Raw genomic sequence first — 13,912 nt, 5'->3', positions numbered from 1 at the left:
TGTCGCGTCCTCGACCGTACCGCGGTGGCGGACGACAAGCCCCGCCGCACGGGGGCACCACGCCGTCCTCAGTGCGGGAGCCGCGGGGGCCGCGGGAGCTCGACCGACAGGTACGGCTCCAGCGCACGGAGGAAGTCCGCCGCGTCGAACATCGCGCCGGCCGAGGCCACACCGGTGGTGCGCGCCTCTCCCGCCAGGATGCGCTGGACGGCCTCCACCACCAGGGGCGCGGTGACCGCGTAGATGTCCCGGCCCCGGGCCGTCGCGCGTCGCCGCGCGCCATCCGCCTGGACCAGGACGTCGACGACGAAGGTCTGGTCCGACCGCCCCAGGGCGTCGACCGGCTCCGGCCCCGGGGTGTCCTCCTCGGCCAGGTCCCTCGCGGCCTCGACCGTCATGTACGTGCGGACTTCGGGGACGGCCAGGTGGCTCGGAACGGTGACGACATCGGCCATTGTGAACTCCGCGATCACCGCCCGCCGGCCCAGCGGCTCCGGAAACAGCCAGTCCTGCTGCGAGGGCTTTTCGTCGTGGTATTGCAGCGCACCGTCCGTGAACCGCACCCGGCGGCCCGCGCGGCGCTGCCGGGACACCCGGCCGGCCGCCCGGGTGCCCGCCGTGGGACGCCAGCTGTCCAACCCGTACGCCACGTGCACCACCTCGGCCGTGGTGCGCCCGTCCATCACCGCGGTCACCAGCAGGTCGCCCAGTCCACCGTAGAACGCCATCGCCGGCACCACGGGCAGGCCCGCCTCGCGGGCCGCCTCGGCATGGTCGGCGAACGTGGAGGCGTTCGCTTCGATCTCCGCCGCGACGTCAAGGTACGGGATCCCGGCGCGCAGGGCCGCCTCGACCACCGGGCCCGCCGTCACCGCGAACGGTCCGGCGCAGTTGACGACGGCCGCGGCGCCCGCCAGGGCCCGGTCCAGCGAGCCCGCGTCGGCCACGGTGGCCGGCCGGACCACCACGTCCCCCCGCTCCGCGGCCAGCGCCTCCAGCCGCGCCGCGTCACGGCCGGAGACGACCGTGGCGAAGCCGCGCCTGCGCAGTTCGGCGACGACGAAGCGACCGGTGTGCCCCGTCGCCCCGTAGACCACTACCGCATCCGCTGTACTCATGGTTCCCCCGGTTCTCGATGTGCTGACGGGGCCAGTCTCGGCGCAGGCGGGACCCGACCGTGATGGTCCGGAACGACATCACCCGTACACTTTCGGACATGCCCTCGAAGAGGCCCACCGTCGCGCTGCTGACCGCCGGTCGACTGCTCCACTTCGAACTCGCGGTGGCCTGCGAGATCTTCGGCAATCCTCCGGGCGAAGCCGCGCAGGACTGGTACGAGGTACTGCTCTGCGGGCCCGGACCGGTGCGGGTCGGCCCGTTCACGGTCCAGCCCGGGCACGGTCTGGAGCCTGCGGTCGGCGCCGACACCGTGATCGTGCCCGCCTGCGCCGACATCGACGATCCGCCGCCGGCCGAGCTGGTCGAAGCCGTGCGCGCGGCCCACGCCTCCGGTGCCCGGGTGGCCTCCCTGTGCACCGGCGCGTTCGTACTCGGGGCCGCAGGCCTGCTCGACGGCCGGCGGGCCACCACCCACTGGGCGCACACCGCGGAACTGAGTGCCCGACATCCACGGGCCGTGGTCGACCCGGACGTGCTGTACACCGACAACGGCAGCGTGCTCACGGCCGCGGGCAAGGCCGCCGCCGTGGACCTCTGCCTCCACCTGGTCCACCTCGACCACGGCGCCGCCATCGCCAACTCCGTCGCCCGCCGACTCGTCATGCCGCCCCACCGGGCGGGTGGCCAGGCCCAGTTCGTGGCCACACCGGTGCAGGCCACGGGGGACCACTCGCTGACGTACCTGCTCGCCTGGGTGCAGGAGCGGCTGGACCAGCCGTTGACCGTGACCGACATGGCCCGGCGCGCGCACACGAGCCCGCGCCACCTCGGACGGCAGTTCCGGTCGGTGACCGGGCAGACGCCGCTCCAGTGGCTCCTGACCCAGCGCGTACGCCGGGCCCAGGAGCTCCTGGAGGCCACCGACCAGAGCATCGAGGCGGTCGCCCTCGCCACCGGCATGGGTACCGCCACGACGCTCCGGCGCCAGTTCAAACGGATCGTCGGGGTGCCCCCCGACAGCTACCGGCGCGCGTTCCGCGGCGCGGCCGGGGCGGCCTGACCGCGCCGGGCGTTCGGGGCCTGCGGAGCGTTCGGAGCGCCGTGCGGCCCCGGGCGGCTCAGGAGATCGTGAGGAACCGGGCGATGCTCGGCACCCCCTGGGCGTCGAGGGCGAAGAGCATGTAGGTGCCCGGCAGGACCACCCCGGGGTCGGCGGGGACGGACACCGTGTACGCGCCCGTTCCCGCGGGCCGGGACACGAGCGGGACCCTGCGCTGGTCGTTGTCGGTGGAGTGGGTCGCGGCCGCGGCCCGCATCAGGACGAAGGACGCCACCGGGGACTGGGTGCTCACCGTCAGCGAGGCGCCCGGGGCCGCCCTGGGGGGCACGCCCGCGGTGATCACGGGACGCGGCTTCGGCGATCCGTCGGCGTTGAGCAGGTAGGGCGGGGTGAAGACGGCCCCGTCCGGGTGGTTGGTCGCGCAGTCACCGCACAGGCCCCCGCCGCCCGAGAAGATCCTCCCGTCCGGCAGCAGGTTCGCCACGCTGTGGTAGTTGCGCGGCACGGCCATGGTGGCGAGCGGGGTGAAGCCGCCGGTCGACGGGTCCCACAGCTCCGGGGTCAGCACGGAGGTCGCGTCACTGAACGGCACCGGGTAGGCCTGTCCGCCGAAGACGGCCACCTTGCCGTCGGGCAGGACGACGCTGTTGCTGAAGCCGCGGGCGTATTCCATGTCTCCCGTACGGGCGGCCTGCGCCTGGCCTCCCGAGATGCTCACCGTGTAGGCGCGCCGGGTTGCGGGGGTCTTCTCGTAGGCGGGGGAACCGCCCAGGGTGAGCAGCTTGTCGACGTCGTACGCGACGGCGTTCCCTGTCATGGCGTCGCCGCTGTCGGCCCGGGGACCGGCGGCGGTGATGCTGCCCCGGCCGCTGGTGGAGATCCAGTTCATCTGCTTGCTCGGACCGAGCTGGAGCACCTTCCCGCCCGAAGTGGCATGGAGCCACATGTGGTTGTCGGCGCGGTACGGTCCGGCCGGGTCGGCCGTCAGGGCCGGCGTGGCGGGAACGCCCGGGAGCGGCCGCCAGGTTCCGGTGCCGGGGGACCAGACCTCACCGGCCTTGTCACCCGCGGTTCCGCTCCACGAGCCGCCCAGGACGAAGGCCTCACCGGTGGACAGGAGCGTCATGGCCTGGTAGCCGCGGGCTGTGTTCATGCGGGTGGTGGGGGACCAGGCGTCGGTGGCCGGGTCGTAGATGCTCGCCTTGTCCGCGTTGCTGCCGCCGGTCACGAGTACCCGGCCGTCGGCCAGCATCGCGATCCCGGGGCAGAACATGTCGTGGCCGGTGTTGTCGATGCGGCGCTGGGTGACCTTGCCGGTCTTCAGGTCCAGGATCGCGGTCTGCGTGTAGCCGTTGCTGCCGCCGAAACGGTCGACCGCGTAGGCGGACCAGGCCAGCAGTTTGTCGCCCGGCAGGGTGGCGGTGGCCACGGGCACCAGGGGGAAACCGGTGATCCGGTCCCAGGCCCCGTGGACGGCCGGGTTCGCCGGTCCGCTGAGGCGTATCTCGCCGGCCGAGGTCCACGGACCGCGTGCGCCGGCCTCGGTGGTCACGGTCAGGCGTATGAAGCGCGCGTTCCCGGCGCGGGTGAAGGTGGCGGTCTTGACCGTGTCGTCGTCCCGCCAGGTGCCCGCGGCGACCGGCGCGCCGAAGGCCGTGCCGTCGGTGCTGGTGGTGATGGTGTAGGCGCCCGCCCGGCCGTTGGCCCCGTCGGGCCGGGGGTGGTAGGTGAGGGCGGAGACGGCCGCGGTGCGGTGCATGTCGATGGTGATGCTGTGCGGGAGGGGAGTGGGGGTGCCGCTCCACTTGCTGTGCCAGATGGTGTTGGAGTTGCCGTCCAGTACGTTGGCCGCCCGGCCGTTCTCGCTGCCGGTCTCCTCGTCGCTCGCCGCGGCCGTCCAACCGGTCCGGGGCAGGTCGACGGTGGCTTCCGGGGTGCCGGGGTCGCCCAGCAGGTTGATTTCGGCGGCAGAGGTCCAGGGCCCGCGGCCGCCGGCCTCGGTGAGGGCCGTCAGCCGTACGAACCGGGCTCCCTGCGGGGCGAATCCGAGCGTCTTGGCGCTCCCGTCGTCCGCGAGGGTGCCGGTGGCCACGGGGCCCGCCCAGTTCTGACCGTCCGTGCTGGCGCTGATGCTGTACTCGCCGACGCGCCCGTTGGCCCCGTCCGGGCGGGGAACGTAGACCAGTGCGGAGACGACCGTGGTGCGGTGCATGTCGATGGTGATGCTGTGGGGGAGGGGACTGGGGGTGCCGCTCCACTTGCTGTGCCAGATGGTGCTGGTGTTGCCGTCGAGCACGTTGGCCCCCCGGCCGTTCTCGCTGCTGGTCTCCTCGTCACTCGCCGTGGCGGTCCAGCCGGTCCGGTCGAGCACGGGAGCCGCCGGTTCCATGGCGTTCGCGGGGACGATGCCGTGGTGCGGTGACTGCGTGGCCGCCTGCTGGTCGAAGGGCGTGGGTCCGGGCCGGGGCGCCGGGGCGCGGCCGGCCGCCATCGGGCCGGCGGCCCCGAGCCACGGAGTCAGCCCGATCAGCAGTGAGCCGAGGGCGAAGGCGATGAGCAGGTGGGAACGCCGTAGCGCACGGACAGCGGCGAGGTGGCGCCTGGACTGCAATCTGACCTCCTGGGGCGAACCGGCATGCCCTAGAAGTTAGGTCAGTGACATATCAACTCGTGCTACATGCAGCGGAGTTGGCGCAAAACCGCACGGAAGCCGACGAGGGGCGGAGTGTGGAAGGAGTGCGGCGGGCCGGACGTCTGGCGAGACGAAACGTCTTGCGTCGCCGGGCGCAGGCCGCTAGGTTACGCCTTGCATGAGACGAGACGGTTCGTCTCGACAGCTCGTGCGCGTCCTGTCGTCCACCGGAAGGAACCCGCTTGCGCACTGCACCACTCGCCGCAACCCAGATCGTCCTGTCCGAGGTCGGCAAGCGCTACGACACCCACGTCGTCCTGGACCGGGTCAGCTGTACGGTCCGCCCCGGCGAACGGGTCGGGGTCGTCGGCGACAACGGCTCCGGCAAGTCCACCCTCCTCCGGCTGCTCGCCGGCCGCGAGCTTCCCGACTACGGGGAGATCACCGTACGGGCGCCCGGCGGCGCCGCGTACGTCCCCCAGACCCTCGACCTGCCCGCCACCGCGCGGGTCGGCGACGCGCTCGACCTGGCGCTCGCAGACCTGCGCGACCTGGAGCGCCGCATCCGCACGGCCGAGGCCCGGCTGCACCTGGCCGGGCCGGACGAACTCGCCGCTTACGAACGGCTGCTGGCCGAATACGAGGCGCGCGGGGGCCGGGACGCCGAACGCCGGGTCGCCACCACCCTGCACCGGCTCGGTGAGCGCGCCCCGCTCGATCCGGACCGCCGGCTCGGCACGCTCTCCGGCGGACAGCGCTCCCGGCTCGCCCTCGCGGCGGCCCTCGCCGCCGAGCCCGAGCTGCTGCTGCTCGACGAACCGACCAACGACCTCGACGACGAGGCCGTCGCCTGGCTGGAGGAACACCTCCTCGCCCACCGCGGCACGCTCGTCGCCGTCACCCACGACCGGCTCTTCCTGGACCGCGTCACGACCACGATCCTCGAAGTGGACCGCGACCGGCACACCGTCCACCGCCACGGCAACGGCTACGCCGGCCACCTGACCGCGCGCGCCACCGCCCGGGCCCGCTGGGAGCGGGAGTACGCGCGATGGCAGGAGGAGACCCGCCGGGCCGGCCGCCTCGCCGATCACCACGTCGGACGGCTCGGCGAGATCCCGCGCAAGGGACCGCGTGCGTTCAGCGGGGCCGGTGCCTTCCGGGCCCGCTCGCGCACGCACGGCGCGACGAGCCGGATCCGCAACGCCCGGGAACGGCTGCAGCGGCTGACCGAGGACCCGGTGCCGCGGCCTCCGCAGCCGCTCTCCTTCACCGGCCGCTTCGTTGCCGGCACCGGCACTGGCACTGGCGCCGCCGAAGGGGTGGACGGAGGGGTGGTGGAAGTCGACGGACTCGCCGTGCCGGGCCGGCCGGCACCCCTCTCGTTCCGGCTGGAGCCGGGGGAGCGGCTGCTGGTGACCGGCCCCAACGGCGCGGGCAAGTCCACCCTGTTGCACGTGCTCGCCGGTGAATTCCGCCCGCGGCAAGGCACCGTACGCGCCCCCGCACGCGTCGGCCTTCTGCGGCAGGACGACCCGCTGGCACGGGAACCGCGGTCCGCCGTCGAGCTGTTCGGCGCGCACGGCGCCGGGCGGATCACCGACCTCGGCCTGCTCACCGCTGCCGACCTCGGCACGCCGGTACGGGCACTGTCGGCCGGGCAGCGCCGGAAGCTGGAGCTGGCTCGGCTGGTCGCGGCGGCCCCGCTCGACCTGCTCCTGCTCGACGAGCCGACCAACCACCTGGCCCCGGCCGTGGTGGAGGACCTGGAGGCGGCCCTGTCCCACTACTCCGGCACGCTGATCGTGGTCACCCACGACAGGCGCCTGCGGTCCGGATTCACCGGGCGGCGACTGGAGTTGGCGGAGTCCCAGCCGATCTCCCGGGCGCGCCGACGGCCGACACCGGAGCGGGCCGGCCGGGAGCCGGGAAAGGCGGCGCCCTGCTCGTTTGACCTCAACCGCAGTTGATGTTCGAGACTCACGGCGCGGCCGCCGGAGGGTCCGGCGGCCGAGGTGAGGGGTGGGTGCCATGCGCGCTACACACGCGATCGAGTTCGGCGGTCCGGAGGTACTGGTTCCGGTGGAGGTACCCGAGCCCGTGGTGGGACAGGGGCAGGTGCTGGTCGCCGTCGCCGCCGTGGACACGATCTACGTGGAGACCCAGGTGCGCAGCGGCTGGGGCCGGCAGTTCTTCCCGGTGGTCCCTCCGTACGTCCCCGGCGGCGGCATAGCCGGCACGGTCCGGGCGACCGGAGAGGGCGTCGACCCGGCGTGGACCGGACGCCGGGTCGTCGCCTCGATCGGCTCCACCGGCGGCTACGCGGAGCTCGCCGTGGCCCCGGCCGAGGCGCTGGCCGTCGTACCCGACGAGGTCTCCTTCACGGACGCCGCGGCCCTGGTGCACGACGGCGTGACGGCGGCCCGGCTGCTGGCCACCACGGCTGTCGGGCCGGGCGACCAGGTCGTGATCACGGGCGCCTCGGGCGGCATGGGCACCGTACTGGTCCAGCTGGCCAAGGCCGCGGGCGCACGGGTGATCGGTGTGGCCCGGGGTGACCGCAAGACCGCCCTGGTCCGGGAACTGGGCGCGGACGCCGTCGTCGACGCGGCCCGCCCCGAGTGGGTGGAGCGGGCCCGCGAGGCACTGGGCGGCGCGGCTGCGGACGTCGTCCTGGACGGGGTGGGCGGGGAGGTCGGGATGGCCGCGTTCTCCCTGGTCGCCGAGGGCGGTCGGTTCTCGGCCCACGGCGCCCCCACGGGCGGTTTCGCCCGGGTGGATCCGGCGGATGCGGCGGCCCGCGGTGTCCGCCTGCTCGGCATCGCCGACGTGCAGCTGACCGCCCCCGAACACGCCGAGCTCGCGGGGCGGGCCCTGCGCAAGGCGGCGGAAGGCGCCCTCCGCCCGGTGATCGGCGCCACCTTCCCCCTCGACCGCGCGGCATCGGCGCACGAGGCGATCGAGTCCCGCGCGCTCGTGGGCAAGGCCGTGCTCACCGTCTGACGCGGCAGGCGGGCCCGCCCGGCCCGGCCCGGTTCACCGAGCCGAGCCGAGCCGGGTCACCGCCCGGGCCGGGCCGGCCGCAGACGGGACAGGGTGTGCTCGTGGCCGGCCGTGCCCTCGTGAATGGCCTGCGCCCGGTCCATCTGTCCCCAGCCCGCGCCCGCCTCCGCGTTGACCTCCTCGCGGACGTCCCTCAGGTCGTAGTGCCCGAACAGCTGCTGCTCCTCCGCCACGGAAAGCACGCTGCCGCAGTCCAGCGCCGCGCACGGAGCCTCTTCGATCACCGCCACCGGATACGGGAGGACCAGGCGCCCCTCCTCCAGCACCGCGTGGCGCAGCGGGACGAAGACCCCGCCCAGCCCCGAGGCCCGGTCGGTGATCCGTGCCCATTCGGGCCTGCCGGTGGTGTCGTCCACCAGGACGTACTCCACCCCGCCCACGCGCTGGCCCCCGCTCGTGTAAGCCGTGCAGCCGGCCATGGCTGCGAGCTGCTCCTGAGTGATCACCGCTGCTCCTCGTCTGTCCTGCCGCGCTCTCTTTCCCTGGTCGGCTACCCCGCCGCGGGCCTGCGAAAAGTCCGGCGGGTCCGCACGCCGGCCCACGGCTCCGGGGTGGCCGGCCCCCTGCCCGGCCCAGGCGGCGATGCCGACGCGGTTCCCGGTCTTCAGCTCGGTCTGGATGTCGGCGGCGTGGATCTTCGCGGTTCCCGGCGAGATGAAGACCTCGGCGGCTGTGGACCGTCCCTCCTTCGCCTCGGCCGTGGGCCGGGCTGCCCGGCCGCTCGCGGTCGCGGCCGGTTCGCCTTCAGCCGGGGCGTCGGCAACCTCGACGTCGTGGGCGGCGAGCCCGTCATGCCCCGGGTCGGTACCTGCATGGCCCCCGCTCCCTTCGCCCCGGTCACCGAAGGAAGCTTCACGTTCACGCGCGCGGACCTGCCCGCCCTGCCGGCCGGATGGCAGCCGGGCGCGGGCCGGTGACAGATGGGCCTGGTCCAGCCCTGGGGCGAGAGAGTGCCCCGCTGGATACCGGTTCTCCGGGGGCCGGCGGATCCCCGGCCTGTTGCCCGCTCCTGCGGTGGGCACGGGCGCCTGCCACCGCCGACGGCGCAGGGAGGGAGCCCGACGTCGGCGTACGGACCGGTGCCGACCCCCATCCAGGGGTCGGTACCGGCCGCCGGTCGCGGACCTCAGCCGGTACCGCCGGCCTCGCCGTGCAGCCGCTCCCAGGCTTCCGTGAACATCTCGTGCAGCGGTGCCGTCGGCAGGATCCGCCCGAACGGGGAGTGGATCCGACCGCCCCACAGCGGCCGCACCAGGTGCGTCGCAAGCTTCGCCGTTTCCAAGGGCAGGTGCGGGGCCTTGAGTTCGGTCCAGTCGCCGGGCAGGAACACGGAGCGGCCGGCCCGCGCCCGCTTCGCCTCCACCACTGCGCCCGTGCCCAGGAGCTCCGTCCGGGCCTCGGCGTGCCGCTTCGCCGACCAGCCGTTCCACCGCCGTACGTTCCGGTCGGTGGGTGCGGCCAGCGTCGCCACCTGGAGGTACAGCGCCGCCGCGTCCGCGCCCACCCCGAGCGCCTTTGCCGCGCGTTCGACCAGCTCCGGGCAGGACTGCCGCGGATCCGCCTCGTACGCCCCGGCCGGCACCGCCGTCGAACGGGCCCGCAGCATCATCCGCTCCAGGCCGCCGCCGACCAGGAGCGGCGCCACCCGGTCCAGCTCCTCGCCCAGGTCCGTGACCTCCCGGACGCGCCGCCAGACCTCCGGGTCGGCCACCGCCGCCGGCCGCAGGAAGGAGGAGCCGCCGGGCGCGCACACCACCAGCGGACCGGAGTCGTACGCGGTCACCGGAGCCGGCCCCTCCTCGGTGCGGCGGTCCATCGCCACCGGCAGCCGCTCCGGCCCGAACCGCTGCGCGATCCGCGCCGAGGTGTCCTGCACCCGCCCGCCGGGCAGCTCCACCAGCAGCTCCGGGCGGTCCAGCTCGCACCGCAGCCGTTCGTACAGGGCCTGCGCGCCGGCCATCGCCGGATCGCCGACGGGCCGGTCCGTCCACGCCCACACCACCGCGCACGCCATCTGCCGGAAATCCAGGCCGACCGGGGTGCGGTACGGCAGCTCGGGTCCGGCCGGCGGCACGGCCCGCACCTCCACGGCCATCCCCTGCGGTCGCGCCGCCAGCTCCCAGCCGGCCGCCTCCACGGTTGCGTCCGCGGCGGCCCCGTACCCGCCCGCGAGCCGTCGGGCCCACACCTCGGAGAGCCCCAGCCCCGTCTCCAGGGCCTCCGCCGCCTCGTCGTCGACGACGGGCACCGCCCCGAGGCGGTCCCGCCACACCCCGGCCATCCGTTCCACGGCCGCCAGGACCCCGCCCTCCCGCCACAGTTCGGCCGGGTCCTCGGGCAGCGCGGCCGCCAGGACGGCCCGGGCGCCCGCGCCACCGAGCCGGGTGCGCAGCCGTTCGTAGGACTCGGCCGTCTGCGGTGTGGCCCGGTAGGGGGCCTTGCGGGCCAGGGCACGGTCCTCCTCCCGGCCGGCGCAGCCGACCAGACCGGCCACCACGAGCCGTGCCACCGCCCTGCGCACACCGGTGAGTTCGGCGAAGCGGGCGGCCGCCGACTCCGGAACCGGGACCGGCCCGTGCGCGTCGATCGCGGCGAGCAGGGCCCGCAGCCGCGTCGCGTCGTCCCGCTCCACCAGGACCGCCCGTGCCTCGGGCACCGCCGCAGGCACCGGATCGCCGCCCGCGTCCTCGGACGCCGGCGCCACGAACCAGTGCCCCGCTCCCGCGCCCCGCCCGCCGCCCGCCGCCACCGCGATGCCGGCCTCCCGCAGCGCGTCCAGCACCTCGCCCGGCGCGCGGCCCACCCACCACCGGCCGCCCGCGCGGGCGAACGGCTGAGCGGCCCAGGTGTCCAGCAGTGCGACCAGGGCGGTCCGCGCCGCGTCCGGCGTCGGCGCCACCGCGGCCCGCCAGGCCACCGCGTCGATCGCGCCCAGCAGTTGTGACCAGTTGCGCGGCAACGCCGGCGGGGCGAGCCGGCGCACCTCCTCGGAGATGCTCCCCGCCAGGCAGGCGCCGTCGGCGGCCAGCGCACTCACCGTCGCGGGCAGCGCCGGGTACGTGGTCCGCTGCCAGGCGTCCCGGTAGCCGCTGTCCGTGACCAGCCCGAACAGCGCGGGGATCAGCTCGCTGTCCGGCGTGGACCGGACCGGCGGGACCGGGGGTGCCTGCGCGAGCAGGGTGACCCGCCGGTGCAGGGCGAGCCGGCGCTCCTCCACCCGGGCGGCCCGGGCGGCCACCGCCACGACCGCCTCCACCAGCACCGGGTCGGTGACGTCGGGCACCTCCCGGGCCACGGCGGCCCGCAGTGCCTCCGTACCGGCGAGGGCGGCCGTCAGCAGGGCGTCCGCCGTCTCCGGTCGCACGGTCCGCAGCGCCCGGGACCCGGCGGCGTCCCGGGTCCGCAGCAGGTACCAGAAGGCGGGAGGCAGGGCCACGCCCCCCGACACGGTGACCTGCCGGACCGGCGTCCCCCGCGGGTGCCGGGGCGAGCTGTGCCCGTCCAGCTCCCACAGCAGGACGCCGTCTGCGGTGTACGCGCGCACGCCGGTCCGGGTCTGCGCCTCGGCGAGGACCACGTCCTCCACCGCCCCCTCCGGCGGTGCCCAGAGTCCCCAGGGCTCCTGTCCCGGCCGGTCGATGTCGAAGCGGGCCGTACGCCCGTCCACGCTCTCCACCAGGAAGTGGTCGGGCGCGTGGTCGCGGTGCCGGGTGCGGAACAGCACCCGGGTCCCGACCAGCCCGTCCCGGCACCCCAGCGGGGAGCCGTCCAGACCGGCGGGCAGCGGAGCCAGCTGCAGCGCCTCCACGGCCAGGGCCATCCCGGTCTCGGACGGCTCCGCGGCCGGACCGGTGCTCACGGGACGGCCCGGGAAGCCGGGCAGTGCCACCTCGCCCCGCGGTTCCCCCGTGACCGGGTCCACCACCTCCCACGGCCGCCTTCCGAAGACGGCGTTGGTCCAGATCCGCGAGCCGTCGCCGAGCTGCAGTTCGTCCCGGTCGATGCCCTCCCGGCCGCCCGGGCGCAGCACCCGGCGGCCGCCGTGCCGCCCGCCCCCGTCGGCGGTCTCGAACTGGAAGCCGTACGCCCCGTCCAGGCTGCCGCCGAACGGCACCAGGCCGCCCGGCTCGTCCGGCGTGAACGGCTCCTCGGGACGGTCGGCCCAGACGGCGGTGTCGCAGTGGTACGGGCGCGGAGCGAGGGTCCAGCTCACCAGGAAGGAGCCGCCCACGTAGTGGACCGCGAACATGGTCGCCCCGTCGGGCACCGTGAACCGGCAGGAGCCGCGCACCCCGTCCGGGGCGACGGCGACCGCCCGGTCCCGCCCGAAGACGGTGAGCACCGGCCAGGTGGCGGTGACCCCCGCCACCCCGGGCAGCACCGCGTCCGCGGCCTCCTCGGGAGCGGCGTCCGCCGCGAACTCCGCGTACACCGACTCCAGGGCCGGCCAGGCCAGTTCCTCCGGCAGACCGGCCGCCAGCGAGCGCCGCAGTGCACCCGCCGCGCCCGCCTCGGCGAGGGCGTCGGCGATCCCGCCGAGCGCCGTCACCGTCGGCCGGTCCAGCAGGGTGTCCAGTTCGGCCACGGCCTCCTCGGCTCCGGCCATGCCGCCGCCCGCGACGGTGTCGACGAGCTTGCCCACGCGCCCGGCGACCTCGCGGGCGATGCCTTCGTTGCCCGGCAGCAGTGTCACCGCGGAGCCGGCCCGGCGCCGGCGCGACGGCGCCCACCCCGGCAGCAGCCCCGCGTGGACGGTGCCCTCCAACCGGGGGCCGAAGACCGGGTCGGCGGCCAGCGCGGCCAGGTCGCGCCGGGACCGCTCGCCCCAGAACCGCATCCGGATCTCCGGACCGGGGTCGACCACCGCCACCCCGGCCGCCAGGAGGGCGTCCAGCACGTCCGCGTCGAATCCCTGGTAGTGGTGCCGGGTGGTGTGCACCGTCACCGGCGTGCCCTCGGCCCGCAGCCGCGGCCCCCACCGGCCCACCAGGTCGAGGAATTCCACCGGCAGCTGCTGCCGCCCGACCCCGCCGCCGGACTGGGCCGCGTACTGGTACATGTGCACGAAGCGGCCGACCCAGTGGTGCAGTCCGCCCTCCGGCACCAGCCGCCCGGCCGCCATGGCGTCCGCGGCGCCGCAGCCGGTCAGCACCCGCAGCCACGGCCCGCCGTCGGTGACCCCGTCGGGGAAGACCTCCACCAGCCCGGCGGCGACCGTGTCCGTGGGCGGATGGGCCGTCAGGATCGGCGCCGCGGCGCCCAGCAGGGCGTCCGGTACGGCCTTCTTCCGCGTCACCGACAGGATCGCGCCGACCATGCGCGCGACCTCCGCGTCCCCGTGCCCGGCCGACTTCGCCGAGGCCCGCACCCGGCGCACCAGATCCGCCGGCAGGTCCGCCGCCGAGCCCGCCCACGCGGTCAGGAACGCTTCGAGCGCCGTGTGCGCGGCGGCCGGCTCCAGCGTCTCGGCGAGGAACCGCTGATGCGCGCCGAACTCCTTGGCCGGCATGGCCCCGCCTGCCGCGAACAGCAGCGCGTTGGCCCGGCGGTAGCCGGGGTCCACCGCAAGCCCGTGCTGCGCCTCGGCCGCCCGGGCCGCAGCATAGGCCCGCCCGCCCGGCCGGCTCCCGTACCCGATCAACCGGTGGCCCACGGTGTCCCAGAACCACGGCAGGTGCGCCGGCGGCAGCCGCCGCGCCCGCGCCGCCATCGTGTCCAGGAACCGGCCGGGCTTGGTCCAGGAACGGCCGAGCTCGGTGCGCATGTCCTCGATGAGACCGCGCGCGGTCCCGGCCGCGTCCGGGTCGTGGGCGGCGGCCCAGTCGGCGTACGTGGTCGAGGCGTGCGCACCGCCGGCCGGCAGCAGGGATTCCATCGAGACGATCATGTCTCGCATCGTCGCACGCCCCACTGACAGCCCGACGGCCGCCCGCGGCCCGCCGACCGGTCAGGACGACGGCGGGGCGGTGCTCCCGCCCGGGGGCTGCACCGCCTGTGGATGCCGTCACCGTCTCGGATCACCCGTCAGCCCGTCAGCC

At 75.4% G+C, this 13,912-nt stretch carries 8 protein-coding genes; 4 read left to right on the top strand and 4 right to left on the bottom strand.

The genetic code is table 11. The features are described from left to right. Positions 1-68: 68 nt before the first annotated feature. The gene (locus ABZ128_RS20340; RefSeq protein ID WP_356850015.1) at positions 69-1,118 is read right to left on the bottom strand and encodes a saccharopine dehydrogenase NADP-binding domain-containing protein; all 1,050 of its coding nucleotides are present in this window, start codon (positions 1,116-1,118) and stop codon (positions 69-71) included. 98 nt (positions 1,119-1,216) lie between these two features. On the opposite strand from ABZ128_RS20340, the gene ABZ128_RS20335 reads away from it, so the two are divergent. Continuing rightward, a complete protein-coding gene (locus ABZ128_RS20335; RefSeq protein ID WP_356850013.1) occupies positions 1,217-2,179 on the top strand; it encodes a helix-turn-helix domain-containing protein in 963 nt (320 codons plus the stop codon). A 58-nt stretch (positions 2,180-2,237) separates the two neighbouring features. On the opposite strand, the gene ABZ128_RS20330 is transcribed toward ABZ128_RS20335, so the two are convergent. Continuing rightward, a complete protein-coding gene (locus ABZ128_RS20330; RefSeq protein ID WP_356850012.1) occupies positions 2,238-4,790 on the bottom strand; it encodes a discoidin domain-containing protein in 2,553 nt (850 codons plus the stop codon). Positions 4,791-5,053: 263 nt separating this feature from the next. On the opposite strand from ABZ128_RS20330, the gene ABZ128_RS20325 reads away from it, so the two are divergent. Both ABZ128_RS20325 and ABZ128_RS20320 read left to right on the top strand, forming a co-directional pair. Continuing rightward, positions 5,054-6,781, top strand: a complete 1,728-nt coding sequence (locus ABZ128_RS20325) for an ATP-binding cassette domain-containing protein (protein ID WP_356850011.1) — start codon at positions 5,054-5,056, stop codon at positions 6,779-6,781. A 61-nt stretch (positions 6,782-6,842) separates the two neighbouring features. Then, a complete protein-coding gene (locus tag ABZ128_RS20320) occupies positions 6,843-7,814 on the top strand; it encodes a zinc-binding dehydrogenase (protein ID WP_356850009.1) in 972 nt (323 codons plus the stop codon). Between the two features lie 56 nt (positions 7,815-7,870). Here ABZ128_RS20320 and ABZ128_RS20315 read toward each other — a convergent pair whose 3' ends face one another. After that, positions 7,871-8,320: a PRC-barrel domain-containing protein gene (locus ABZ128_RS20315; RefSeq protein ID WP_356850008.1), complete on the bottom strand. Its 450-nt coding sequence runs from the start codon at positions 8,318-8,320 to the stop codon at positions 7,871-7,873. A gap of 327 nt (positions 8,321-8,647) precedes the next feature. Here ABZ128_RS20315 and ABZ128_RS20310 point away from each other — a divergent pair, with 327 nt between their 5' ends. Then, entirely contained in the window at positions 8,648-8,791 is a 144-nt protein-coding gene (locus ABZ128_RS20310; protein WP_356850006.1) for a hypothetical protein, read from the top strand. A gap of 209 nt (positions 8,792-9,000) precedes the next feature. Here the strand turns inward: ABZ128_RS20310 and ABZ128_RS20305 are convergent, their stop codons facing one another. Continuing rightward, complete coding sequence (locus ABZ128_RS20305; protein ID WP_356850004.1) at positions 9,001-13,761, bottom strand: hypothetical protein; 4,761 nt, start codon at positions 13,759-13,761, stop codon at positions 9,001-9,003. Positions 13,762-13,912: the final 151 nt, after the last annotated feature.

This window comes from Streptomyces sp. NPDC006326 (assembly GCF_040612915.1).
Taxonomy (GTDB): domain Bacteria; phylum Actinomycetota; class Actinomycetes; order Streptomycetales; family Streptomycetaceae; genus Streptomyces.
Note: the sequence above shows the minus strand (reverse complement) of the source record. Positions and strands in the feature narration are given on the sequence as shown.